The organism is Stenotrophomonas beteli, assembly GCF_001431665.1.
Lineage (GTDB): Bacteria > Pseudomonadota > Gammaproteobacteria > Xanthomonadales > Xanthomonadaceae > Stenotrophomonas > Stenotrophomonas beteli.
On sequence record NZ_LLXV01000001.1, the window covers coordinates 71,452 to 97,022 of the forward strand.

20 protein-coding genes are annotated in these 25,571 nt (G+C 66.5%); 16 read left to right on the forward strand and 4 right to left on the reverse strand.

Features of this window, described 5'->3' with window-relative positions; genetic code table 11:
- Positions 1-26: 26 nt before the first annotated feature.
- Complete coding sequence (locus ARC23_RS00310) at positions 27-365, reverse strand: HesB/IscA family protein (protein WP_049428383.1); 339 nt, start codon at positions 363-365, stop codon at positions 27-29.
- A gap of 128 nt (positions 366-493) precedes the next feature.
- Here ARC23_RS00310 and asnS point away from each other — a divergent pair, with 128 nt between their 5' ends.
- From asnS to ARC23_RS00370, 12 genes are all read left to right on the forward strand, one after another.
- Positions 494-1,888, forward strand: a complete 1,395-nt coding sequence (asnS, locus tag ARC23_RS00315) for an asparagine--tRNA ligase (RefSeq protein ID WP_021202732.1) — start codon at positions 494-496, stop codon at positions 1,886-1,888.
- A gap of 30 nt (positions 1,889-1,918) precedes the next feature.
- A complete protein-coding gene (locus ARC23_RS00320) occupies positions 1,919-2,218 on the forward strand; it encodes a hypothetical protein (protein ID WP_005417403.1) in 300 nt (99 codons plus the stop codon).
- Between the two features lie 7 nt (positions 2,219-2,225).
- Positions 2,226-2,540, forward strand: coding sequence for a hypothetical protein (locus tag ARC23_RS00325; RefSeq protein ID WP_057495370.1), 315 nt, complete (start codon positions 2,226-2,228; stop codon positions 2,538-2,540).
- 7 nt (positions 2,541-2,547) lie between these two features.
- Positions 2,548-3,186, forward strand: a complete 639-nt coding sequence (locus ARC23_RS00330) for an FMN-binding negative transcriptional regulator (protein ID WP_057495371.1) — start codon at positions 2,548-2,550, stop codon at positions 3,184-3,186.
- 75 nt (positions 3,187-3,261) lie between these two features.
- Positions 3,262-3,924: a carbonate dehydratase gene (gene can / locus ARC23_RS00335; protein ID WP_057495372.1), complete on the forward strand. Its 663-nt coding sequence runs from the start codon at positions 3,262-3,264 to the stop codon at positions 3,922-3,924.
- 20 nt (positions 3,925-3,944) lie between these two features.
- Entirely contained in the window at positions 3,945-4,466 is a 522-nt protein-coding gene (locus tag ARC23_RS00340) for a 3-hydroxyanthranilate 3,4-dioxygenase (RefSeq protein ID WP_057495373.1), read from the forward strand.
- A 162-nt stretch (positions 4,467-4,628) separates the two neighbouring features.
- Positions 4,629-5,903: a kynureninase gene (gene kynU, locus ARC23_RS00345; protein WP_057495374.1), complete on the forward strand. Its 1,275-nt coding sequence runs from the start codon at positions 4,629-4,631 to the stop codon at positions 5,901-5,903.
- Positions 5,904-5,934: 31 nt separating this feature from the next.
- Complete coding sequence (locus ARC23_RS00350; protein ID WP_057495375.1) at positions 5,935-7,302, forward strand: FAD-dependent oxidoreductase; 1,368 nt, start codon at positions 5,935-5,937, stop codon at positions 7,300-7,302.
- The gene (gene sbcB, locus ARC23_RS00355; protein WP_057495376.1) at positions 7,302-8,741 is read left to right on the forward strand and encodes an exodeoxyribonuclease I; all 1,440 of its coding nucleotides are present in this window, start codon (positions 7,302-7,304) and stop codon (positions 8,739-8,741) included. Before ARC23_RS00350 ends, sbcB begins: the two co-directional genes overlap by 1 nt.
- On the forward strand, positions 8,738-9,424 hold the full coding sequence (locus tag ARC23_RS00360) for a DUF2461 domain-containing protein (RefSeq protein WP_057495377.1): 687 nt from the start codon (positions 8,738-8,740) through the stop codon (positions 9,422-9,424). The genes sbcB and ARC23_RS00360 overlap by 4 nt, the downstream gene beginning before the upstream one ends.
- Complete coding sequence (locus ARC23_RS00365; protein WP_057495378.1) at positions 9,424-10,416, forward strand: aldo/keto reductase; 993 nt, start codon at positions 9,424-9,426, stop codon at positions 10,414-10,416. Before ARC23_RS00360 ends, ARC23_RS00365 begins: the two co-directional genes overlap by 1 nt.
- A 41-nt stretch (positions 10,417-10,457) precedes the next feature.
- Positions 10,458-11,015, forward strand: a complete 558-nt coding sequence (locus tag ARC23_RS00370) for a DUF2939 domain-containing protein (RefSeq protein WP_057495379.1) — start codon at positions 10,458-10,460, stop codon at positions 11,013-11,015.
- 129 nt (positions 11,016-11,144) lie between these two features.
- On the opposite strand, the gene ARC23_RS00375 is transcribed toward ARC23_RS00370, so the two are convergent.
- Both ARC23_RS00375 and ARC23_RS00380 read right to left on the reverse strand, forming a co-directional pair.
- Positions 11,145-12,089 carry a 5'-nucleotidase gene (locus ARC23_RS00375; RefSeq protein WP_019660382.1) on the reverse strand — a complete coding sequence of 315 codons (945 nt, stop codon included), beginning with the start codon at positions 12,087-12,089 and terminating at the stop codon, positions 11,145-11,147.
- A gap of 47 nt (positions 12,090-12,136) precedes the next feature.
- Positions 12,137-12,910: an NAD kinase gene (locus tag ARC23_RS00380; RefSeq protein WP_057495380.1), complete on the reverse strand. Its 774-nt coding sequence runs from the start codon at positions 12,908-12,910 to the stop codon at positions 12,137-12,139.
- 322 nt (positions 12,911-13,232) lie between these two features.
- Between ARC23_RS00380 and ARC23_RS00385 the strand changes: the two genes are divergently transcribed.
- On the forward strand, positions 13,233-15,086 hold the full coding sequence (locus ARC23_RS00385; protein ID WP_057495381.1) for a hypothetical protein: 1,854 nt from the start codon (positions 13,233-13,235) through the stop codon (positions 15,084-15,086).
- Between the two features lie 113 nt (positions 15,087-15,199).
- Here the strand turns inward: ARC23_RS00385 and ARC23_RS00390 are convergent, their stop codons facing one another.
- The gene (locus ARC23_RS00390) at positions 15,200-20,176 is read right to left on the reverse strand and encodes an NAD-glutamate dehydrogenase (RefSeq protein ID WP_057495382.1); all 4,977 of its coding nucleotides are present in this window, start codon (positions 20,174-20,176) and stop codon (positions 15,200-15,202) included.
- 250 nt (positions 20,177-20,426) lie between these two features.
- On the opposite strand from ARC23_RS00390, the gene ARC23_RS00395 reads away from it, so the two are divergent.
- The 3 genes from ARC23_RS00395 to ARC23_RS00405 are packed head-to-tail and all read left to right on the forward strand — an operon-like array spanning position 20,427 to position 25,525.
- Entirely contained in the window at positions 20,427-21,083 is a 657-nt protein-coding gene (locus tag ARC23_RS00395; RefSeq protein ID WP_057495383.1) for a TetR/AcrR family transcriptional regulator, read from the forward strand.
- Positions 21,083-22,336 (forward strand): efflux RND transporter periplasmic adaptor subunit, encoded by a 1,254-nt coding sequence (locus ARC23_RS00400; RefSeq protein ID WP_057495385.1) that lies wholly within the window; start codon positions 21,083-21,085, stop codon positions 22,334-22,336. Before ARC23_RS00395 ends, ARC23_RS00400 begins: the two co-directional genes overlap by 1 nt.
- A 15-nt stretch (positions 22,337-22,351) precedes the next feature.
- The gene (locus ARC23_RS00405; protein ID WP_057495386.1) at positions 22,352-25,525 is read left to right on the forward strand and encodes a multidrug efflux RND transporter permease subunit; all 3,174 of its coding nucleotides are present in this window, start codon (positions 22,352-22,354) and stop codon (positions 25,523-25,525) included.
- The last annotated feature ends 46 nt before the right edge of the window (positions 25,526-25,571 follow it).

Below are 25,571 nucleotides of genomic sequence, written 5' to 3' on the forward strand. Positions count from 1 at the left end.
GGCACCTACCGGGACCGGCCGGGCCGTCAGGCCTTGTCGGCGTCGGTGGTGAAGCTTTCGCCGCAGCCACACTCGGCGGTGGCATTCGGGTTGCTGAACGTGAAGGTCTCGCTCAGGCCGTGCTTGCCGAAGTCGATCACGGTGCCGTCCACCAGCGCCAGGCTCTTGGCATCGACGTAGATCTTCACGCCGTCCTGCTCGAACACGGTATCGCCCTCGCGCTCATCGCGGGCCAGGTCGGTCACGTGGCCCCAGCCGGAACAGCCGGTCTTGGTCACGCCGAAACGCAGGCCCAGCGCGCCGGGGGTCTGGGCGACAAAGCGCTGCACGCGCTCGAAGGCAATGGGGGTCAGGCTGACGGCCATGGGACTACTCCAGAGGTACAGGGACATTATAAGGAGCCGTTGCCACGAAAAATGCCTCGCAAGCAGAACGCTGCAACCGGTAAACTCCCGTGTTCACAGATCGAGTCGATCAGCAGAGGATTCAAGTCATGACGGTGGTCAGCGTTGAACATGCGCTTGCCGGGAAGATCCCGGAAGGCGGCGAAGTCACGGTACGCGGATGGGTGCGCACGGTGCGCGGTTCAGCGAATCTGGCCTTCGTGAATGTGAGCGACGGCTCCTGCTTCGCCCCGATCCAGGTCGTGGCCAACGACACCCTGGGCAACTTCGATGAGATCAAGCGCCTGACCAGCGGCTGCTCGGTCATCGCCACCGGTACCCTGGTGAAGTCGCAGGGCAAGGGCCAGTCGTTCGAGATCCAGGCCAGCACGCTGGAGGTGGTCGGCTGGGTCGAAGACCCGCTCACCTACCCGATCCAGCCCAAGCCGATGTCGCCGGAGTTCCTGCGTGAAGTGGCGCACCTGCGCCCGCGCACCAACCTGTTCGGCGCGGTCACCCGCATCCGCAACTGCCTGGCCCAGGCCGTGCACCGCTTCTTCCACGAGAACGGCTTCAACTGGATCAGCACCCCGATCATCACCACCTCCGACGCTGAAGGCGCCGGCCAGATGTTCCGCGTGTCCACCCTGGACATGGTGAACCTGCCGCGCGACGAGAAGGGCGCGATCGATTTCAGCCGCGACTTCTTCGGCAAGGAGACCTTCCTGACCGTGTCCGGCCAGCTGAACGTCGAGGCCTACTGCCTGGCGCTGAGCAAGGTCTACACCTTCGGCCCGACCTTCCGCGCCGAAAACAGCCACACCACCCGCCACCTGGCGGAGTTCTGGATGATCGAGCCGGAAATCGCCTTCGCCGACCTGGCCGAAGACGCACGCCTGGCCGAAGAGTTCCTGAAGTACCTGTTCCGCGCGGTGCTGAACGAGCGCAGCGACGACCTGGCCTTCATCGCCGAGCGCGTGGACAAGAACGCGATCACCAAGCTGGAAGACTTCATCAACGCACCGTTCGAGCGCATCGACTACACCGATGCGGTCAGCCTGCTGCAGAAGTCCGGCAGGAAGTTCGATTTCCCGGTCGAATGGGGCCTGGACCTGCAGACCGAGCACGAGCGCTGGTTGACCGAGGAACACGTCGGCCGTCCGGTGGTGGTGACCAACTACCCGGAGCACATCAAGGCCTTCTACATGCGCCTGAACGACGACGGCAAGACTGTTGCCGCGATGGACGTGCTGGCCCCGGGCATCGGCGAGATCATCGGCGGCAGCCAGCGCGAAGAGCGCCTGGACGTGCTGGACGCGCGCATGGCCCAGTTCGGCCTGGACCGTGAGCACTACAGCTGGTACCGCGATTTCCGCCGCTACGGTTCGGTGCCGCACGCGGGCTTCGGCCTGGGCTTCGAGCGCCTGGTGGTGTACGTCTGCGGCCTGTCCAACATCCGCGATGCGATCCCCTACCCGCGCGCCCCGGGCAGCGCGGACTTCTAAGCCCCATACGACCACGGAGGTACTGCCCCCATGACCCTGTTCTTCGCCCTCTGTTTCGTCGGCGTGGCAGTGGCCGGGTTCAGTGCCTTCGTGATCTTCTGGCCGCTGACCCTGGTGCATGTGCGCGACCGCCACCCGGCGCTCGCCGAGCGCTTCGGCAGCGGCGCCTTCCTCAAGCCCGATGCCCTGGCCTGGCTGCTGCGCCGCGACTATCGCCAGCAGCCGGACCGCTCGCTGTCCGGGCTGGCGACGCCGGCCTGGGTATCGCTGCTGACCCTGCTGGCCGGACTGGGCATGGCTGCCCTGCTCTGGCTGGCCTCGCTCTGGTAATACGCCCATGAATGACATCACCGCCTCGCGCGACAGCTGGTGGCTGGCCAGCCTCGGCAACACCCTGATCTGGGCACGCCTGCGCGTTCGCCCCGCCGGCACCGCAGAAGTGCTCGACAGCGATGGCAACACGCTGAGCTATGACAGCGAGGACACCGCGCGTTCGCAGCTGTTCGACGCCGAATTCGTCGAGTACGACGGCCTGGACGAGGAAGACGCGCTGGTGCGCGGCTTCAGCCTGCACGAAGTGCACCCGCCGCAGGCCGACAGCGACGAGGGCCTGCGTGGCCGCATGATCCAGTCGCTGGGCGGGCGCGCCTGATCCAGGCATGTTCACTCCACGCGCCTTCGCCGAGACCGACCTGCTCTGGCTGGACCGCCTGCTGGCGCGCGATCCATTCGTCACCGTGCTCACCCCCGGCAGCGATGGCCTGCCCGAACTGACCCGGATGCCGGTGCTGTACCAGCGCGACGGTGACCGCATCGAACTGCGTGGCCACTGGGCGCGTGCGAACCCGCAATCGCGTCATCGTGGCGCGGCCAAGGTGCTGGTCGATGGCCCGCACGGGTATGTGTCGGCCAGCTGGTATCCCGACAAGGAACCTGCCGCACGGGTGCCCACCTGGAACTATGCCGCCGCCGAGCTGCGCGGCCAGCTGCAGACGTTCGACGATACCGGCGCACTGGCCGATCTGGTCGGTGCGATCAGCGACCGTTTCGAAGCCAGCGTCGGCCAGGCCTGGCAGTTCGACGCCACGCGCGCCGAACATGGCCCGGAGCTGCGCGTGATCGTCGGCTTCCGCTTCCAGGTCGAGCACGTGCAGCTGAAGCTCAAGCTCAGCCAGAACCATCCCGAGGCCAACCAGCAGGCGGTCATCGCCGCGCTGGAGGCACTGGCCACCCCTTCATCCCAGGAGCTGGCGCAATGGATGCGCTGGCACCGTGAACAGACCGCCCCCAGCGGCTGATCGCCTCAGCTTCCCGCGACGACGCGGCCAGAACGGCCGCGCCTTGCCCCCCACCCGACGCCAGGGATACCGCACATGAAAGACATCCACCGCCTGCTGCAGAACAACCGCGACTGGGCCGACCGCATCGCCAAGGAAGACCCTGAGTTCTTCCAGCACCTGTCCAAGCAGCAGCATCCGGAATACCTGTGGATCGGCTGCTCCGACTCACGGGTGCCGGCCAACCAGATCATCGGCATGGCGCCGGGTGAGGTCTTCGTGCACCGCAACGTCGCCAACGTGGTGGCACACAGCGACCTGAACTGCCTGAGCGTGGTGCAGTACGCGGTGGACCAGCTGAAGGTGAAGCACATCCTGATCGTCGGCCACTACGGCTGCGGCGGCGTGCATGCGTGCCTGCACAACACCCGCGTCGGCCTGGCCGACAACTGGCTGCGTCACGTCGGCGATGTCGTGCAGAAGCACCAGGGCATCCTCGATGCGATCGAGGATGACGAGCTGAAGCATGCACGCCTGTGCGAACTGAACGTGATCGAGCAGGTCGCCAACCTATGCCGCTCGACCATCGTCGAGGACGCCTGGGCACGGGGCCAGAAGCTGATGGTGCATGGCTGGGTCTACAGCCTGAAGAACGGCCGGGTCAGCGAAATGGGCATCGACGTCGGTGCACCGGAAGAGCTCAAGCCGGCCTACGAAAAGGCCCTGTCCTATGTGCCGCGCCAGGGCCGGCGCGACTGACCTCACTACGGACCACGACCATGCTCGCCTCGCCGATCAACCTGCACGCCTGGATCGAAGAACATCGCCACCTGCTGAAGCCGCCGGTGGGCAACAAGATGATCGACAACGGCGACTTCATCGTGATGGTGGTGGGCGGGCCGAACTCGCGCACCGACTACCACTACGACGAAGGCCCGGAATGGTTCTACCAGCTCGAAGGCGAGATGGTGCTGAAGGTGCAGGAAGACGGCGCGGTGCGCGACATCCCGATCCGCGCCGGCGAGATCTTCCTGTTGCCGGGGAAGGTGCCGCACTCGCCGCGGCGCCCGCCCGGCGGTGTCGGCCTGGTGGTCGAGCGCAAGCGCCTGCCGCACGAACGTGACGGCGTGATCTGGCATTGCGAGCGCTGCAATCACAAACTGTACGAAGAGTATTTCACGCTGCAGAACATCGAGACCGACCTGCCCAAGGTGTTTGCCAGGTACCAGGCCAGCCTTGAACTGCGCACCTGCAGCGAGTGCGGGCACGTGGACCCGCTGCCGGTGACCGCGGTGGGCTGACGCCCACACCGATAGGCGCCCACCTTGGTGGGCGCAGGAATCTACGCGCGCCAACCAAGGTTGGCCACTACCAGAAAACGCGGCGCTCGAAGCGTGGCCGCGACGCCCCGGGCAGGCGCCAGGCGCTACACTGGCCGTCCCGTTGCAGCCTGTTGCCCGCCCATGTCCGACCTGCTCAGCCGCACCCACGCCATTGCCCTGGACGCCGCCGACCCGCTGCGTCCGCTGCGCAACGAATTCCTGATTCCACGCCATGGCGGCGGCGAACAGACCTACTTTGTGGGCAACTCGCTGGGCCTGCAGCCGCGCGGCGCACAGGCGGCAGTGCAGGAGGTGATGAAGCAGTGGGGCGAGCTGGCCGTGGAAGGCCATTTCACCGGCCCCACCCAGTGGCTGTCCTACCACCGCCTGGTGAGCGCGCAGCTGGCCCGCGTGGTCGGCGCACTGCCCAGCGAAGTGGTGGCCATGAACACGCTGAGCGTGAACCTGCACCTGATGATGGTCAGCTTCTACCGGCCGACCGCACAGCGGCCGGTGATCCTGATGGAGGCCGGCGCATTTCCCACCGATCGCCACGCGGTGGAGGCGCAGATCCGCTTCCACGGCTTCGACCCGGCCGAGTGCCTGGTGGAAGTGCAGCCGGACGAGGCCAGCGGCACGATCTCGCAGGTCGCGATCGAACGCGCCATCGCCGAGCATGGCCCGCGCCTGGCGCTGGTGCTGTGGCCGGGCGTGCAGTACCGCACCGGCCAGGCCTTCGATCTGGATGCGATCACCCGTGCCGCGCGCCTGCAGGGCGCGCGCATCGGCTTCGACCTGGCGCACTCGGTGGGCAACCTGCCACTTCGCCTGCATGACGTGGCCCCCGATTTCGCCGTGTGGTGCCACTACAAGTACCTCAACAGTGGCCCGGGCGCGGTCGCCGGCGCCTTCGTGCACGAGCGCCACCACCGCGACACCACCCTGCCGCGCTTTGCCGGCTGGTGGGGCCATGAAGAGAGCACCCGCTTCCAGATGGCGCCGCAGTTCACCCCGGCCATCGGTGCCGAAGGCTGGCAGCTGAGCAACCCACCGATTCTCGGCCTGGCCCCGCTGCGTGCCTCGCTGGACCTGTTCGAGCGCGCCGGCATGGAGGCGCTGCGCAGCAAGTCGCTGGCATTGACCGGCATGCTGGAAGCGCTGGTACGCGCACGCCTGTCCGGCGTGCTTGACATCATCACGCCTGCCGAGCCGCAGCGGCGCGGCTGCCAGTTGTCGCTGCGGGTGATCGGCGGCCGCGAGCGTGGCCGTGCGTTGTTCGAGCACCTGCGCGGCATCGGCGTGCTCGGTGACTGGCGCGAGCCGGACGTCATCCGCATCTCGCCGACCCCGCTCTACAACCGCTACCTGGACGTGCACCATTTCGTCGAGGAAGTGGAAGCCTGGGCCGGCCTCTGAGCCGGCCCCTCCCCTACTGCTGGACAGTTCGTTGATCGCACACGCTTCCCGCTCGTTGAGCATTATCGGCGCCGGTCTTGCCGGGTCCCTGCTGGCCATCCTGCTGTCGCGCCAGGGCTGGCGCATCACCCTGTACGAACGCCGTGGCGATCCGCGCATTGCCAATTACGAAAGCGGCCGTTCGATCAACCTGGCACTGGCCGAGCGCGGGCGCAACGCACTGCGCCAGGCGGGCGTGGAAGACGAGGTGATGGCGCGCGCGGTAATGATGCGCGGGCGCATGGTGCATCCGCGCGACGGCGAGCCGCAGCTGCAGCGCTATGGCCGCGATGACAGCGAGGTGATCTGGTCGATCCACCGCAGTGACCTGAACACCACGCTGCTGGAGCTGGCCGAACAGGCAGGTGCCACCGTGCACTTCCACCGCCGCCTGCACACTGTCGATTTCGATGCCGGCCATGCGCGCTTCATCGACGACCGCGATGACAGCCCGCATGACATCCACTTCGACACCCTGATCGGTGCAGACGGCGCCGGCTCGGCGCTGCGTGCGGCGATGAACCGGCGCGCACCGCTGGGCGAGGACATCGCCTTCCTCGACCACTCCTACAAGGAACTGGAGATCCCGCCGGCCGCCGACGGCAGCTTCCGTATCGAGCGCAATGCACTGCACATCTGGCCACGCGGCCACTACATGTGCATCGCCCTGCCCAACCACGAAGGCACCTTCACCGTCACCCTGTTCCTGCCCAACCAGGGTGATCCCAGCTTCGCCACGGTCAACACCGGCGCGCAGGCCGAAGCACTGTTCGCGCGCGAGTTCGCCGACACCCTGCCGCTGATCCCGGACCTGCGTGCGGACTGGGAACAGCACCCGCCGGGCCTGCTCGGCACGCTCACCCTGGAACGCTGGCACCAGCAGGGCCGTGCCGTGCTGATCGGCGATGCCGCCCATGCCATGGTGCCGTTCCACGGCCAGGGCATGAACTGCGCCTTCGAGGACTGCGTTGCACTGGCGCGCCATCTGATGGAGGCGGACGACCTGGAAGGCGCCTTCGCGGCGTTCGAGAATGAGCGCAAGCCGAACGCGCGTGCCATCCAGCAGATGGCACTGGAAAACTATCTGGAGATGCGCGACCGCGTCGCCGATCCCGCATTCCTGCTGCAGCGCGAACTGGAGCAGGAACTGCAGCGGCGCTGGCCGACCCGCTTCGTGCCGCACTACACCATGGTCACCTTCCTGCACACGCCGTATGCCGAAGCACTGCGCCGCACGGAGATCCAGCGCGACCTGCTGGCGGCGGCCACGGCCGGCCATGATTCACTGGACAACATCGACTGGGCCGCACTGGAATCGCAGATCCATGCGCAGCTGACGGTGCTGGAGGGCGCGCACTGATGGCTGACAGCTTCCTGTTCTACGACCTGGAAACCTTCGGCCAGGACCCACGGCGCACCCGCATCTCGCAGTTCGCCGCGATCCGCACCGATGCAGACCTCAACGAGATCGACAGCCCGGTCAGCTTCTTCGTGCGGCCGGCCGATGACCTGCTGCCCTCGCCTATGGCGACCCTGGTCACCGGCATCACGCCGCAGCAGGCCCTGGCCGAAGGCATCAGCGAGGCCGAGGCATTTGATCGCATCAACGAACTGCTGTCGCGGCCCGGTACCTGCGCGCTGGGCTACAACACCCTGCGCTTCGATGACGAGTTCGTCCGCTACGGCCTGTTCCGCAACTTCCACGATCCGTACGAGCGCGAGTGGCGCAACGGCAATTCGCGCTGGGACCTGCTGGACATGCTGCGGCTGATGCGCGCCATGCGCCCTGACGGCATCCAATGGCCGCTGCGCGAGGACGGCGCCACCTCGTTCAAGCTGGAGCACCTGGCCGAAGCCAACCACGTACGCGAAGGCGATGCGCACGAAGCGCTTTCGGACGTGCGCGCCACCATTGGCATGGCGCGCCTGTTCAAGCAGTCACAACCACGCCTGTGGGACTACGCACTGAAACTGCGCGACAAGCGCTTCGTCGGCAGCCTGCTGGACGTGGCCGCGATGAAGCCGGTGCTGCATGTTTCCATGCGCTATCCCGCCAGCCGCCTGTGCGCGGCGCCGGTGCTGCCGCTGGCAGTGCACCCCACCATCAGCAACCGGGTGATCGTGTTCGACCTGGACGGCGACATCGATGACCTGCTGGAACTGCCCGCCGAGGTGATCGCGCAGCGCCTGTACATGCGCGCCAGCGAACTGCCCGAGGGCGTGGCGCGGGTGCCGCTGAAGGAGGTGCATCTGAACAAGGTGCCGGCACTGATCGCCTGGAACCACCTGCGCGCCGATGACCACGAGCGCCTCAGCCTGGATGTGGCGGCGATCGAGGCCAAGGTGGAACGGCTGCGCGCGTTCGCCCCGCAGCTGGCCGAGAAGGCGCGCCAGGTCTACAACCAGCCGCGCGCGGCCACCGTGGCCGACGTCGATGCCTCGCTGTATGACGGCTTCCTCGGCAACGGCGACAAGCCGCTGCTGGCGCTGGCCCGCACCACCGCACCGGAACAGCTGGCCGCGCTCGAAGGCCGCTTCCGCGATCCGCGCCTGCCCGAGCTGCTGTTCCGCTACCGCGCGCGCAACCACCCCGACAGCCTCGCGCCGGCCGAACGCCAGCGCTGGCAGGATTACCGCCGCCAGCGCCTGCTCGGAGACGGCGGCCTGGGCGAACTCAACCTGCCCCAGTACCAGCAGCAGCTCGATGCACTGGCCGCCGATGCGCCCGACGACGCGCGGCGCCAGGCCCTGCTGCAATCGCTGCGCGACTGGGGCCAGCACCTGCAGGAGACACTGTGAGCACCTACTTCTCGGACGCCAGCTTCAGGTTCCTGCGCAGCCTCGCGCGGCACAATGACAAGGCCTGGTTCAACGAGCACCGCCAGCAGTACGAAGACCACGTGCGGCAGCCGTTCCTGCGCCTGCTGGGAGACCTGCAACCGGCGCTGGCGGAGGTCAGCGAGCACTTCCGCGCCGATACCCGTGGTGTCGGTGGCTCGCTGTTCCGCATCCACCGCGACGCACGTTTTTCCAACGACAAGTCGCCGTACAAGACCTGGCAGGGCGCGCGCCTGTTCCACGAGCGTCGCCGCGAGGTGGCCGCGCCGTCGTTCTACGTGCACCTGCAGCCGGGCGAGAGCTTCGTCGGTGCCGGCCTGTGGCATCCGGAACCGGAAACCCAGCGCCGCGTGCGCCACTTCATCCTCGACAACCCGGGCAGCTGGAAGGCCGCCGCGCATGCGCCGGCCCTGCGCAAGCGCTTCGATTTCGAGGAAAGCGAGAAGCTGGTGCGTCCGCCGCGCGGCTTCCCGGCCGACTTCGAGTTCATCGACGACCTCAAGCACCGCAACTGGGTGATGTGGCGCTCGCTGGACGACGCCACGATGACCGGGCCGCGACTGTTGTCCACGCTGGGCAAGGATCTGGCCGGGCTGGGCCCGTTCGTCGACTACCTGTGCGCGGCACTGGACCTGGAGTTCTGATGCCGCCGCAGCCTGCGCTGGCGCGCCAGCGCCGAGTGCTGGGACGGACCGGCCTGGCGGTTTCGCCGGTCGGCCTGGGCTGCTCCGGCTTTTGGGGCCATCGTCGCTTCCCCGAAGAGGCGGCGGCAGCCGTGGTCGCCCATGCCCTGGCCCAAGGCGTGAATCTGCTCGACACCGGGCACAACTACTCAGGGTTCCATGCCGAGCCGCGCCTGGGCCGCATTCTTCGCCCGCTGCTGAAACAGTACCGGCGCGACGCGCTGGTGATCTCCAGCAAGGGCGGCACGCTGACCGGCCAGGCCGGCATCAGCGGTGCCGAGCAGCGCAACTTCTCGCCCGCAGCGATCACCGCCAGTTGCGAAGCCTCGTTGCGCAACCTCGGCCTGGACCATCTGGATATCTACCAGCTGCACGGCGCCAGCGAGCACGACATCAACGACGATCTGCTGGCCGCACTGCAACGCCTGCGCGAGCGTGGGCTGATCCGGCACACCGGCATCAACACCCACTCCGCGTCGACCCTGCGCTGGATGATCGCCCACCCCGCTGCCTTCGATGTGGTGCTGCTGGACTACAACGCCCTGCAGCAGGACCGCGAACCCCTGATCGACCAGCTGCACGCCGCCGGCATCGGCGTGCTGGCAGGCACGGTGCTGGCACAGGGCCATCTGCTGCCCGCGCGTCCGCGCCTGCCACGGCTGGCCGATGGCTGGTACCTGGCGCGCACCTGGCTCAAACCCAGCAGCCGGCAACTGATGCGCAGCGCCCGCGCGATGCGCAGCGCCGTGGCCGCGATCGACAGCCAGCGGCCCGCCCAGACCGCCTTCGCCTACGCGCTGGGCTACCCCGGCGTGGCCAGCGGCATCCTCGGCACCACCCGCATCGGCAGCCTGGATGAAGTGCTGGCGACACGACTGGAGGCGCTCAGTGCTGCCGAGCGCCAGCAGCTGGTGGACGCCTTCGGTGATGGCCGCCGCTCACCCAGTCATTGAGTCTTCACCCGGCACGGCCGCCGTTGCGGCAGTCTGGAGGCATGAAGAAGCTCATAGCCCTCGCAATCCTGCTGGTCCTGGCGCTGGCGCTGGCGGCCTGGTGGTTTGGCGGCCCCTACATGGCCGTCAACGGCCTGTCCAAGGCCATCGAGCAGCGTGACACCGCGCGCCTGGAGCGCTACGTCGACTTCCCGCGCGTTCGCAGCAGCCTGCGCGCCCAGCTCAACGACTACCTGGTACGCCAGGCCGGTCCAGAAGTGGCCACCAGCCCGTTCGGCGCCCTGCTCTACGGCCTGGGCGACCAGCTGGGCGGTGCCGCCGTGGACACCATGGTGACCCCGACCGGGATCGGCGCAATGCTGCAGGGCCACGTGCTGTGGAAGCGCGGCCGCAATGAACTGCAGGGCGGCGATGCCTTCGGCCCGACCGAACCGGCGCGGCCGCTGAAGAACGCCAAGCACCATTTCGAAGCGCTGGACCGCTTCGTGATCGACGTTGATCGTGGCCCCGGCCAGCCGCCGTTGAAGGTCGTGCTGGAACCGCAGGGCCTGCGCTGGAAGGTGGTGGACCTGCAGCTGGGGATGTCGGGCAGCCCTTGAACGGCCCCGTGGCCTGAGGGCAATGCCAACCAAGGTTGGCAACTACCGGGGCATGGGGCTCTGGTAGATGCCCACCTTGGTGGGCATGGATCCAGCACGGCGCCCGCCAAGGTGGGCACCTACCAGGCCCTACCCCTCGTTGGCAACGCCGTGCGGTACGTGGCCGGCGGCCACATGTTCGCGCGCACTGTCGATGTTGTGCTGCGAATCATCGAAGAAGATGTCGGCGCCAAACGCCTGCAGGAACGGCCCCTTGTGGCGCCCGCCCAGGAACAGCGCCTCATCCAGGCGCACACCCCATTCGCGCAGGGTGCGGATCACGCGCTCGTGCGCCGGTGCCGAACGCGCGGTGACCAGCGCGGTGCGGATCGGTGCGCTTTCGCCGGCCGGGAACACTTCCTGCAGCGTATGCAGGGCCGACAGGAAGCCGCGGAACGGGCCGCCGCTGAGTGGCTCGCGGGCGCGCTCGCGCTCGTGGCGGCCGAATGCCTCCACGCCCTGCTCGCGCGAGATGCGCTCGCTTTCATCGCCGAAGATCACCGCGTCACCGTCAAAGGCGATGCGCAGCTGCCCGGCAGGGCGGCCGATGTCGATCTGGTCGGCCGCTGCGGCCGCGGTCTCACCCGGTGGCTTGGGCAGGATGGTCGCTGCGGCAATGCCATGGCGCAGCGCGCTGCGCACCGATTCGGGGTTGGCCGACAGGAACAGGTCGGTACCGAACGGCTTCACGTACGGCCAGGTCGGCTCACCGGCGGTGAAGGTCGCGCGGATGATGCCCAGGCCGTAGTGCTGGATCGAGTTGAAGATGCGCAGGCCGGTATCGGCCGAGTTGCGCGACAGCAGGATCACCTCGACCCGCGGGTTCTCCGGGCTGGCGCCCTGGTTCAGCGCCAGCAGCTTGCGCACCACCGGAAAGGCCACGCCGGGGCCGAGGATGTCGTCCTCGTGCTGGCGCTGGAACTCGGCGTAGGCCGCCACGCCATCGCTCTCGAACAGCGCATGGCTTTCCTCGAGGTCGAACAGGGCGCGCGAGGTCACCGCGACGGTCAGCAAACGGGGGGAGTTGTCGCCCATCGGTGGGGGTCCTTCAAGCGATCGGCACGGCCGGCCGCCTATTGTCCTCAAAAAACGAACTGTTCGCTCAGGATCCGGTCTTCCAGGTTGTGCTCCGGGTCGAACAGCAGGGTCACGCGGCGGTCCTTCGACTCACGGATGGTCACCTCGACCACATCGCGGGTCTCGTGCGAATCGGCGGTGACGCTGACCGGACGCTTGTACGGATCAAGCACGCGGAAGCGTACTTCGGTATCTGCCTTGAGGATCGCCCCGCGCCAGCGTCGCGGCCGGTACGGGGCCAGCGGCGTCAGCGCGATGGTATGCGAGCCCAGCGGCAGCACCGGGCCGTGCGCGGAATAGTTGTAGGCGGTACTGCCGGCCGGGGTGGCCACCAGCACGCCGTCACCGATCAGCTCGGCCACGCGCTCCTGGCCGTTGAGGTCAATGCCGATGTGCGCCGCCTGGCGGGTCTGCCGCAGCAGCGAGACATCGTTGTAGGCCAGCGAGCCGGTACTGGTGCCGGACTCGGTCAGCGCCACCATTTCCAGCGGGCGCAGGTTGGCCGGTTCAGCGCGCGCGATGCGGGCCTGCACGTCATCGTCGCCCCGGTACTGGTTCATCAGGAAGCCGACGGTGCCCAGCTTCATGCCGAACACCGGCTTGCCCAGGTGCCCATGCCGATGCAGGGTCTGCAGCATGAAGCCGTCGCCCCCAAGCGGGCACAGCACGTCAGCCTGCTCCGGCGCGTGATCGCCATAACGCGAGATCATCGCCACGCGGGCCATCTGCGCGGGCTCGGCGGTGCTGGCCAGGAAAGCGATGCGGGGGGTGTCGCTCATCAGGCGTGGGTCCGGGGGATTTCGGCAAAGCATACCCGGACGCTCCATGGGTGCAACCACGGGGCCGCAATCGAACCCGGCACGTTCATCTGCTACGTACCTGCGCAGATCGGATTCCGATCAACGTTGCGAGCCGCAGATGGAATGTGATCGCAACCGCATTCCAGCGATCAGGGCATACATCTCTACATCGTCCGATAGGCGTCGTCGCCACGCGTTCTGATGATCGGGGACCCGATGCGCGCACCAGACAGGAACCCGCACGAGCGGAACGCTCGATGGAATCGCACGCAAAGGGGCAACTCCCAATGAGAGAGACACGATGAAGAATCTCACCGTCACCCTGGCCATGCTGTTGCCCGCCAGTACCTGCCTCGCCCAGGACTTTGGCGTGCCACTCAACCCCGGCCCGGCGCCTGGCGCAGGCACCGTTTCGGGACAGGGCCTTCTGACCCCAAGCAGCAACGGCTATAACGAATGGCTTCCGGATCGATACAGGAATCTCATCTTCACTCTGCGCAACAATGACTGGCAGGATCAGGTGCGACTGCCAATCAACAGGCAGCACCATGGCTACAAGACCATTGTCCTCCAGAATCGGGCAAGCTCCCCGAATCATCTGCACGTGCGCGGTAACTTCGCCCACCTTCCGGAGGGTGTGGACAGAATGATGCTGCCGGCCGGCACCACCCTTTCCGTCGACAACCGCAGTAATCGCTGGAACCTGTTGACGGAGAACATCCGCACACTGAATGGCCCCAATGAAGCACGCTGGCGTATTCCGTCCAACGGCCGCAAGCTGGCGACAACGCTGAACCTGCGAGACGGCCAGCACGTCAGCCTCGTAGGCCTGCCGGATGGGGCGCACCCCTACGACACGGTCACCGTCCGGCACACTGCGTCATGGCCCAGTACAGTCATCGCGGCGGACACGCTGTTCCCGCGCTCGAACCTCCGGATCGAGTCCGGAGATGTACATCACTACGTATTCGATCCCTTTTTCCGCCGGTGGAAGCTGGACCACGCAACCTATCGTCCGGTGCTCCCGAACGAAGCATCGCAGAAGACGGACTCGGCACGCACCCGGGTCACGGCCACCAACGAGAACTTCCGTGGCTACTACCTGGATTTCCCGCGCAGCCCGTCGGACCGTGATCGCCGCATGTTCAAGGTCGCTGATTCGAAGGTGATCGATCCGAGCTGGGGACTGAAGATCAACGATGACAATATCTTTGACCGCGAGGCCCACGTCTGGACCAATCCTGGCGAAGAGTTCGAATTCATGTACGTCGACGACGGCGGCCCCGGTTCCGGCCATTGGCACGCACTTCGCTATCCGGTGCCGCGCGTCGACATTGACAAGTCTCGTGGTGGCAAGGTCGACAACGCCGCCGCACTGCTCACCTGGGTGACCACGGGCGGAGGTACGGTCACGCTGCCAAATGCGTACCAGCGCCTGACGCGGCTGGTCGTGGAGAATGTTACCGGCACCCCGGCGCATCCAACACCGAGGACGACCACCGTCATCGGCCCCGGGTTGTCGGACAAGGTACTGCCGGGTGAGCAGGTCTCCTATCGCCTCAGGGACTACAGGTGGGTTCGTGAAACAACCACTGTTGACGTGGTGTTTGCCGTCTCCGGCCAGCTCGGCGAGATCGGTTCGAAGGACATGGCGTTGGAGCTGATGCGCGAAAGCCTGGCGAAGACCAACCAGGCGCTCGACAACTCGGGCGCAACGTTCCGCTTCCGTGAAGCGGCAGTGCGTGATATCACCGTGCCGTACTACCTGCCGACCTATGCCATTCCCGAATGGATTGCCAATCATGCACCGCAGGTGATCAGCGACAGCGGCGCGGACGGCGTGTACTTCGGTGGTGTCGCGACCGGCTGCAACGGCTTCCACCACTCCAAGCCGCGCAAGCAGTTTGCGGTGGCAATGAACCTGCTCTGCCCCACCGACCTGCTTCGTGAGGAAATGGGCAAGGCATTGGGCATGAAGGTCAATGGCATGCAGGGCGTCCCGGTCATCGGCTCCGGCAACAAGCTGCCGCTGTATCCGACGCCGGTGCGCTTCGTGGACGATGGCAACCGCGCCATCAACCCCGGCCAGCGCGATGAAGTGCCGCACATGAACGATGTCGCCGCCGAAGTCGCGCGCTACGGCTACCCGCGTTGATGACCTGATCGCTGGCCGCCATCGGTGGCCAGCGATCCCGGATACAGAACGGCCCCGCTTTCGCGGGGCCGTTCCGTTTCACGCATGCCAGGCATGGCCCGGCACTACATCACTTACGCACCGTGCGCAGCGAGCTGGCCCAGGCGCTGGACCGCGACCGAGACGGTCGGGTAGTCCAGGGTCTTCTGCTCGGCCAGTTCGGCCAGCATTGCCAGGGTGAAGCGCAGGCTGTTGTCGTCGCGGCCCATCCACGCAGCGACCTTGGCTTCGGCGCTTGCGCCCTTGGTGCCCAGCACCTGGCCGGCGAGGTTGCGGTGGTTGGCGGCCAGCTCGTCACGCAGCACGCCACGCGCCACCGCATGCCAGCGGCCGTTGACCTCCAGCGCGTCGACCTGCTCGAACAGCCACGGCAGCTGCAGGGCATCGCCCAGGCGGAAGTGGACCTTGGACACGTCCACCGGCTTCAGCTTGCGGGTACGGGCCAGTTCGATGATGTCGAACGCCGGCTCCAGGAAGTGCAGTTCGGCCAGCTGCTGCGCCAGGGCCGACGGCAGGCCCTTCTCCTTCCACTCGGCCACCAGGGCTTCGTAGGTCGGACGCTGCGAATCCGGCAGCACACCCGAAGCAACGCGGATGTCGTTGAACGGCCCCTGGTAGCGGTTGACTGCTTCGGTGATGCCCGGCATCGCGCCCGGGCGCGACAGCAGCCAGCGCACGAACGAGCGCTGCAGCTTCCAGATCACTTCCAGTGCGTCGATCTGCACCGATTCCGGCACCTTGCCGTCGAGGGCATCGATCTGCGCCCACAACGCGCGTGCATCCAGCGTTTCGCGGCTGATGGTGTAGGCCTTGGCGACCTCGGCGATGGAACGGCCGGTGTCTTCCTGCATGCGCATCAGGAAGGTGGCGCCCATGCGGTTGATGGTCTGGTTGGTCACGGCCGTGGCGATGATCTCGCGCTTCAGGCGGTGACGCTCCATCGCGTCGGCATACTTCTTCTGCAGCGGGCTCGGGAAGTAGCGCTGCAGTTCCTTGGACAGGTACGGATCTTCCGGAATGTCCGAATCCAGCAGCTGGGCGAACGCCACCAGCTTGGAGTAGGACAGCAGCACCGACAGTTCCGGGCGGGTCAGGCCCTGGCCACGCGCCTTGCGCTGGGACAGCTCGGCATCGGACGGCAGGAACTCGATCTGGCGATCGAGCAGGCCCTGCTGTTCCAGGGTACGGATGAAGTGCTGCTTGGACCCCAGGCGCTTGACCGCCATCCGCTCCATCAGGCTCAGCGCCTGGTTCTGGCGGTAGTTGTCGTTCAGCACCAGGTCGGCCACTTCGTCGGTCATCGACGCCAGCAGCTTGTTGCGCTGTTCAACGGTCAGCTTCTTGGCGCGCACCACATCGTTGAGCAGGATCTTGATGTTGACTTCATGGTCGGAGGTGTCCACACCGGCCGAGTTGTCGATGAAGTCGGTGTTGAGCAGCACGCCGGCCTGCGCGGCTTCGATACGGCCCAGCTGGGTCATGCCCAGGTTGCCACCCTCGCCCACCACCTTGCAGCGCAGCTCACCACCGTTCACGCGCAGCGCATTGTTGGCGCGGTCGCCGACATCGCTGTGCTGCTCGCTGGCGGCCTTGACGTAGGTACCGATGCCGCCGTTCCACAGCAGGTCGACCGGTGCCTTCAGGATCGCGCTCATCAGATCGTTCGGCGACAGTGCCTTGACGCTCTCGTCCAGGCCCAGCGCCTCACGCACCTGCGGGGTGATCTCGATCGACTTCAGGCTGCGCGGGTACACGCCGCCGCCCTTGCTGATCAGCTTGGCATCGTAGTCGGCCCAGCTCGAACGCGGCACGGTGAACATGCGCTCACGCTCGACGAACGAGGTCGCTGCATCCGGGTTCGGGTCCAGGAAGATGTGGCGGTGGTCGAATGCAGCGACCAGGCGGATATGGCGCGACAGCAGCATGCCGTTGCCGAACACGTCGCCGGACATGTCGCCGACGCCGACCGCGGTGAAGTCCTGGGTCTGGCTGTCACGGCCCAGCGCACGGAAGTGGCGCTTGACCGATTCCCACGCGCCACGCGCGGTGATGCCCATGCCCTTGTGGTCGTAACCGACCGAACCGCCGGAGGCGAACGCATCGCCCATCCAGAAGCCGTGCGCGATGGCCAGCCCGTTGGCGATGTCGGAGAAGGTCGCGGTGCCCTTGTCGGCGGCCACCACCAGGTACGGGTCGTCCATGTCGTGGCGCACGACATCCACCGGCGGCACGATCTTGTTGTTGACGATGTTGTCGGTGATGTCCAGCAGGCCCTGGATGAACAGCTTGTAGCAGGCCACGCCGTTGGCGAAGATCGCGTCGCGGTCGCCGTTCACCGGCGGGGTCTTGGCGAAGAAGCCGCCCTTTGCGCCGACCGGCACGATGACGGTGTTCTTGACCATCTGCGCCTTGACCAGGCCCAGCACTTCGGTGCGGAAGTCTTCGCGACGATCCGACCAGCGCAGGCCGCCACGGGCGACCGCGCCGAAGCGCAGGTGGGTACCTTCCACGCGCGGGCCGTAGACGAAGATCTCGCGGTACGGGCGCGGCTTCGGCAGGTCCGGCACCAGCGCCGAATCGAACTTGAAGCTGATGACATGGCCGTGCTGGCCGTTGGCATCGGTCTGGTAGTAGCTGGTGCGCAGGGTCGCGTCGATCACGCCCATGAACGAGCGCAGGATGCGGTCCTCGTCCAGGCTGGACACGCGGTCCATCAGCTTCAGCAGCGCATCGCGCGCGGCCTGCATCTGCGCGTCGCGGTCACCCTTGCGGGCATCGACCACGGCCTTGAGCACCTTCAGGGTGGCGTCGTCGCCAGCGGCCAGCACATCGAAGTGGGCCTTCAGCTGGGCCTGGCCGGCCGCGATGTCGTCCTTGCTCTCGTGGCCGGTGGCCGGATCGAAGCGGGCTTCGAACAGCTCGACCAGCAGGCGGGCCAGCAGCGGGTAGCGGGCGAAGGTGCCTTCCACATAGGCCTGCGAGAACGGCACGCCGGTCTGCAGCAGGTACTTGCAGTAGCCGCGCAGCATGGCGACCTGGCGCCAGTGCAGGCCGGCAGCCAGTACCAGGCGGTTGAAGCCATCGTTCTCGGCATCGCCGTGCCAGACGCGGGCGAAGGTCTCGCCGAAGGCTTCATCGACACTGGCGGCATCGATCGCGCCAGCGGTCGACTCGACCTCGAAGTCCTGCACGTACACCGGGGCGTTGTCGACCGACAGGCGGTACGGACGCTCGGCGATCACGCGCAGGCCCATGTTTTCCATCATCGGCAGCGCGTCCGACAGCGGAATGTCGTCCAGCTGGCGGTACAGCTTCAGGCGCAGGCCATCGCCGCTTTCGCGCGGCACCGCCTGCAGGCTCAGGCGCAGGTCGTCCGGGCCGGTCAGCGCGTCGAGCTGGCTGACGTCGTTGGCGGCAACGGCAGTGCTGTTGTCTTCGATGTAGCCGGCCGGCAGCGCCTTGCCGATACGGGCGGCGATACGCAGGCCTTCGGTCTCGCCGTGGCGGGCCACCAGCGCTTCGCGCAGGTCGTCCTGCCAGTTGCGCAGCACCTGGGCCAGCTTCTGTTCCAGTTCGGCGGTGTCGACGTCGAGCATCTCACCCGGCTTCGGGCGCACGATCAGGTGCACCTGCGCCAGCGGCGATTCGCCCAGCACCACCGAGCTGTCCACGTACTCACCGTGCAGTGCGTCCTTAAGCATCGCTTCGATGCGCAGGCGCACGTCGGTGTTGAAGCGCTCGCGCGGCAGGTAGACCAGCGCGGAGATGAAACGGCTGTACTTGTCGCGGCGCAGGAACAGGCGGCTGCGCACGCGCTCCTGCAGGCCCAGCACGCCCATCGCGGTGCGGAACAGTTCGTCCTCGCTGGACTGGAACAGTTCTTCGCGCGGCAGGGTTTCCAGGATGTGGCGCAGGGCCTTGCCGCTGTGGCTGGCCGGGGCCAGGCCGGACTGCTTCATCACGTGCTCGTGGCGCTGGCGCACCAGCGGGATTTCCCACGGGCGGCGGTTGTAGGCGCTGGAGGTGAACAGGCCGAGGAAGCGCTGCTCGCCGATGATCTTGCCCTTGGCGTCGAATTCCAGCACGCCGATGTAGTCCATGTAGCCGGCGCGGTGCACGCGCGAACGGGCATTGGTCTTGGTCAGGATCAGCGCGTCCTTCAACCCGGACGTGGTGTTCAGGCCCTGCGCGGCCAGGGTCTTGACCGGACGGGCGGCGGACTTGTCCTTGCCGCGCATCAGGCCCAGGCCGGTGTCGTTCAGCGGCGCCAGCACCTCTTCCTTGCCCTGCTTCTCGACGCGGTACTCGCGGTAGCCGAAGAAGGTGAAGTGATTGTCAGCGGCCCAGCGCAGGAATTCCTGTGCTTCCTTGCGCGAGGCATCGTCGACCGGCAGCTGGCGGCTGCCCAGGTCGTCGGCGAGCGCCAGCGCCTTGTCCTTCATCGGCTGCCAGTCGCGCACGATCGCTCGTACTTCGTCCAGCGCCTTGTTGATGGCCTGTTCGATGGCGGCCATGGCGTCGGCCGGCTGGCGATCGATTTCCAGCAGCATCACCGACTCGGCATCACCCTCGCCGACCTTGACCAGCTTGCCGGCCTTGTCGCGGGTGAAGCGCAGCACCGGGTGGCCCAGCACGTGGACGCCCACGCCCTGCTCGGCCAGCGACATGGTGACCGTATCGACGAGGAACGGCATGTCATCGTTGACGATCTGCAGCACGGTGTGCGGCGATTCCCAACCATTGGCCTTGGCGGTCGGATTGAACACGCGGACGTTGGCCTTGCCGGCCTTGCGGGCACGGGCGAATTCCAGCGTCTCAGCCGCGAGAGCGGCCCACTCTTCAGCGCTGTGGTGCGGGAACTCGTCCGACTCCATGCGCTTGTAGAAGTCAGTGGCAAAGGCCACTGCTTCGGCCTGCGCGGCCGCGGGGTAGCGCTTGCGCAAGGCCGTGTACACCGGCTCCAGGGAGAAACCAGCGGTCACTGCGACCTCCGACTCTGCTGGTTTCGTCTTGTTTTTCACGGTCTTGGCTGCGGTTTTTTGCGGTTTCATGGCAGAGCGATGCGCTTGCTCAGTTGGGAAAATGAAATTGTAGCCCTACCGCACGAAAAGGCCTTGCTGCAGGACGGAATAAGCAGATTCGGGTTTGCTGCGGTTTAGACGCCTATTCAGTTCGCTCCGGTATGGTCCCGGCGCCCTCCCCGGCACTGCCGACAGGATCGGCAAAGCGTGTTACCGGAAGACACACGCGGCAACGCCGATTCGATTCCACAATGCTGAACTGGACGGTATAGTCCACCGCGTGAACCCGGCCTACCTTCCCGTTGCCCTCGACGCACGCGATGAGCGCGTGTTCGATGCCGTGCGCGAACTGCTGGCCCAGCAGGGCATGCAGATAAGCATGGACGCGGTGGCCCAGCATGCCGGCTGTTCCAAGCAGACCCTGTACTCGCGTTATGGCAGCAAGCAGGAGCTGCTGCGCCGGGTCATGCAGCGCCATGTCGGCCACGCCACCGGCGCCATGGTGCGTGCACTCCGCACTGACGACCTGCGTGCCAGCCTGCTCCAGTTCGCCACCGACTTCCTGGAGCATTTCAACCAACCGCACGTGGGCCAGGCCTGTCGGCTGATCGCTGCCGACGCCGCGCAGTTTCCTGAAGAGGCGCGTACGCTGTACCGGCATGGCGCCGGCGCGCTGACGCTTCATCTTGCTGAATGGATTGGAACCGTTTGCATGCAGGGCCGGCTCCGCCATGACGACCCGCACTACATGGCCGAACTGCTGCTGAGCATGATCGCCGGTCAGGATTTCGACAAACAGCGCTTCCATACCGCCCATCGTGATGACGCGTTGCAGCGTCGGCGCTGGGCAGAGTTCTCCGTCGACAGCTTCCTGCGCGCGTTTGCGCCGCAGCCGTCGCCGGCCCCGACTACAAACCAACCCCGGAGTTCCTCCTGATGACCGCCCCACTCCGCACCCTTGCCTTGACGTGCGCCGTTGCTGTCGCGCTGGCTGCCTGCAAGAAGCCGGAACAGCAGACACCCCCGCCGCCGGAGGTGGGCGTGATCGACGCCAAGCCGCAGACCCTGCCGCTGCAGCGTGAGCTGGTCGGCCGCCTGTCGCCGTTCCGCAGTGCCGACGTGCGCGCACGCGTGCCGGGCGTTCTACTCAAGCGTGTCTACCAGGAAGGCTCGCAGGTCAAGCAGGGCCAGACCCTGTTCCTGATCGACCCGGCGCCGCTGCGCGCCTCGCTCAATGCGTCCGAAGCGCAGCTGGCTTCGGCGCGCGCCACCTACGCCAACGCCAAGGTCGCCGCCGACCGCGCCCGTTCGCTGGCACCGCAGCAGTTCGTCTCCAGGTCCGACCTGGACAACGCCGAATCGGCCGAGCGCACCGCACTGGCCGCGGTCAAGCAGGCCGAAGCTGCGGTGACCTCCTCGCGGATCAACCTGGGCTACGCCGAGGTGACCGCACCGATCAGCGGCGTGGCCAACAAGCAGCAGGTCACCGAGGGTGCGCTGGTCGGCCAGGGCGATGTAACCCTGCTGACCACCGTCGATCAGCTCGATCCGCTGTACGTGAACTTCTCGCTGAGCGTGGACGAACTGACCCAGCTGCGCGCGCAGCAGGCCAAGGGTGCGCTGGCGCTGTCCGGCGATGGCAAGGCGACGGTCAACGTCAAGCTGGCCGATGGCAGCACCTACAGCGAGCCGGGCACGCTGGACTTCTCCTCGACCACGGTCGATCCGGCCACCGGCGCGGTGTCGCTGCGTGCACTGCTGCCGAACCCGCAGCAGATCCTGCTGCCGGGTGCGTTCGTCAGCTTCCAGGCCAATCTGGGCGAGCGCAACAACGCCTACCTGGTGCCGCAGCAGGCGCTGCTGCGTGACACCAACGGCGGCTACGTGATGGTGGTCGGCGCCGACGGCAAGGTCATTCGCAAGAACGTCAAGACCGATGGCGCGCAGAACGGCAACTGGCTGGTCAGCGATGGCCTGGCCGCCGGCGACAAGGTCATCGTGGCCGGCGTGCAGAAGGTCAAGGAAGGCGCACCGGCCGTGGCCAAGCCGTGGACCCCGGGGCAGGACGCCAATGGCAAGCCCGCCGCAGGTGGCGCTGCACCGGCGGCCGCCAATGCGCCGGCCGACGCGGCCAAGCCCGAGCAGGCCGATGCGGCCAAGCCGGCCGCCACCGAATCGAACAAGCAGTAACGGGAACCTTCCGTCATGCCTAAATTTTTCATCGAGCATCCAGTCTTCGCCTGGGTGGTTGCGATCCTGATCTCGCTCAGCGGCGTGATCGCGATCCTCAACCTGGGTGTGGAGTCCTACCCCAACATCGCCCCGCCACAGGTGACCGTCTCGGCCACCTACCCGGGTGCCAGTGCCGACACCACGGAAAAATCGGTCACCCAGGTGATCGAGCAGCAGCTGACCGGTATCGATCACCTGCTGTACTTCAGTTCCTCATCCGCCTCCAACGGCCGCGCCTCGATCACCCTGACCTTCGAGACCGGTACCGATCCGGACATCGCCCAGGTGCAGGTGCAGAACAAGGTCTCGCTGGCCACGCCACGACTGCCGTCGGAAGTGACCCAGCAGGGCGTGGTGGTGGCCAAGGCCAACGCCGGCTTCCTGATGGTGATCGCGCTGCAGTCCGATACGCCGACCATCAACCGTGACGCCCTGAACGACATCGTGGGCTCGCGCGTGCTCGACCAGGTCTCGCGCATCCCCGGCGTCGGCAGCACCCAGCAGTTCGGCTCCGAGTACGCCATGAACATCTGGCTGAACCCGGAGAAGATGCAGGGCTACGGCCTGTCGGCCAGCCAGGTGCTGGCCGCGGTACGCGCGCAGAACGTGCAGTTCGCCGCCGGTGCGCTGGGTTCGGACCCGTCGCCGGAAGGCCAGCACTTCACCGCCACGGTCTCGGCCGAAGGCCGCTTCAGCTCGCCGCAGGAATTCGAGAACATCATCCTGCGCGCCAACCCCGACGGCTCGCGCGTGCTGCTCAAGGACATTGCCCGCGTAGCCTTCGGTGCCAACAACTACGGTTTTGATACCCAGTACAACGGCAAGCCCACCGGTGCCTTCGCCATCCAGCTGCTGCCGGGCGCCAACGCCCTGAACGTGGCCGACGCGGTGCGCGCCAAGATGGACGAACTGCAGCCCAGCTTCCCGTCCGGCGTGACCTGGTTCTCGCCGTACGACAGCACCACCTTCGTCAAGATCTCGATCCAGGAAGTGGTCAAGACCCTGTTCGAAGCGGTGTTGCTGGTGTTCCTGGTGATGCTGATCTTCCTGCAGAACTTCCGCGCCACGCTGATCCCGACCCTGGTCATCCCGGTGGCCCTGCTCGGCACCTTCCTGGGCATGTGGATGATCGGCTTCACGATCAACCAGCTGACCCTGTTTGCGATGGTGCTGGCGATCGGCATCGTGGTCGATGACGCGATCGTGGTGATCGAGAACGTCGAGCGCATCATGACCGAGGAAGGGCTGGCGCCGAAGCCGGCCACGCAGAAGGCGATGACCCAGATCACCGGCGCGGTGGTGGCGATCACCGTCGTGCTGGCGGCGGTGTTCATCCCGTCGGCACTGCAGGGCGGTGCCGCCGGCGAGATCTACAAGCAGTTCGCGCTGACCATCGCCATCTCGATGGCCTTCTCGGCATTCCTGGCACTGGGCTTCACCCCGGCGCTGTGCGCGACCTTCCTGAAGCCGACGCACAACGACAACCCGAACATCGTCTACCGCACCTTCAACAAGTACTACGACAAGATCAGCCACACCTACGTGGGGCATATCACCTCGGCGGTGCGCCACGCCCCGCGCTGGATGATCCTGTTCGTGGTGCTGACCGCGCTGTGCGGCTTCCTGTTCACCCGCATGCCGGGCAGCTTCCTGCCGGAAGAAGACCAGGGCTATGCGCTGGCGATCGTGCAGCTGCCGCCGGGTTCGACCAAGGGCCAGACCAACGAAGTGTTCGCGCAGATGCGTGGCATCCTGGAAAAGCAGGATGGCTATGAAGGCATGCTGCAGGTGGCCGGCTTCAGCTTTGTCGGTTCCGGCGAGAACGTGGGCATGGGCTTCATCCGCCTGAAGCCGTGGGAGGAACGCAAGTTCACCGCGCCGGAGTTCATCCAGAACATGAACGGCGCGTTCTACGGCATCAAGGAAGCGCAGATCTTCGTGGTCAACCTGCCCACCGTGCAGGGCCTGGGCCAGTTCGGCGGCTTCGACATGTGGCTGCAGGATCGCAGTGGTGCCGGCTACGAGCAGCTCACCCAGGCACGCAACATCCTGCTCGGCAAGGCCGCGCAGAAGCCTGAAGCGCTGGTCGGCGTGCGCCCCAACGGCCTGGAGAACGCGCCACAGCTGCAGCTGCACGTCGATCGCGTGCAGGCGCAGTCGATGGGCATGTCGGTGTCGGACGTGTACAGCACCATCCAGCTGATGCTGGCACCGGTGTATGTCAACGACTTCTTCTACGAGGGCCGCATCAAGCGCGTGACCATGCAGGCCGATGGCCCGTACCGCACCGGCCAGGAATCGCTGAAGAGCTTCTACAGCCCGTCCAGCCTGACCACCAATGCCGATGGCACCAACGCGATGATCCCGCTCAACACGGTGGTCAAGTCCGAGTGGGTGTCGGCACCGCCGTCGCTGAGCCGCTACAACGGTTACTCGGCGATCAACATCGTCGGCTCGCAGGCCCCGGGCACCAGCTCGGGTGAAGCGATGCAGACGATGGAGAGCATCGTCAACGACGACCTGCCGGCCGGCTTCGGCTACGACTGGTCCGGCATGTCCTACCAGGAAATCCTGGCCGGCAACGCCGCGACCCTGCTGCTGGTGCTGTCCATCGTGGTGGTGTTCCTGTGCCTGGCCGCGCTGTATGAAAGCTGGTCGATCCCGGTAGCGGTGCTGCTGGTGGTACCGCTGGGCGTGCTGGGCGCGCTGGGCCTGTCGATGCTGCGTGGCCTGCCCAACGATCTGTTCTTCAAGATCGGCCTGATCACCGTGATCGGCCTGGCAGCGAAGAACGCGATCCTGATCGTGGAGTTCGCGGTGGAGCAACGCGCAGCGGGCAAGAACCTGCGCGATGCCACCATCGAGGCGGCGCGCCTGCGCTTCCGCCCGATCCTGATGACCTCGTTCGCGTTCATCATGGGCGTCATCCCGATGGCGATCTCCACCGGCGCCGGCGCCAACTCCCGCCACGCCATCGGCACCGGCGTGATCGGTGGCATGCTGTTCGCCACCCTGCTCGGCCTGCTGATGATTCCGGTGTTCTTCGTGGTCGTGCGGCGCATGCTGGGCGACAAGCTGGATGAACCGTCCAAGGAGTTCATGGAACGCCAGCGCGACGCGGATGCTGCACACCGCCCGGACCGCTGATCCGGCCGTGCGCTGAAATGAGAAGGCCCCGGAGTGATCCGGGGCC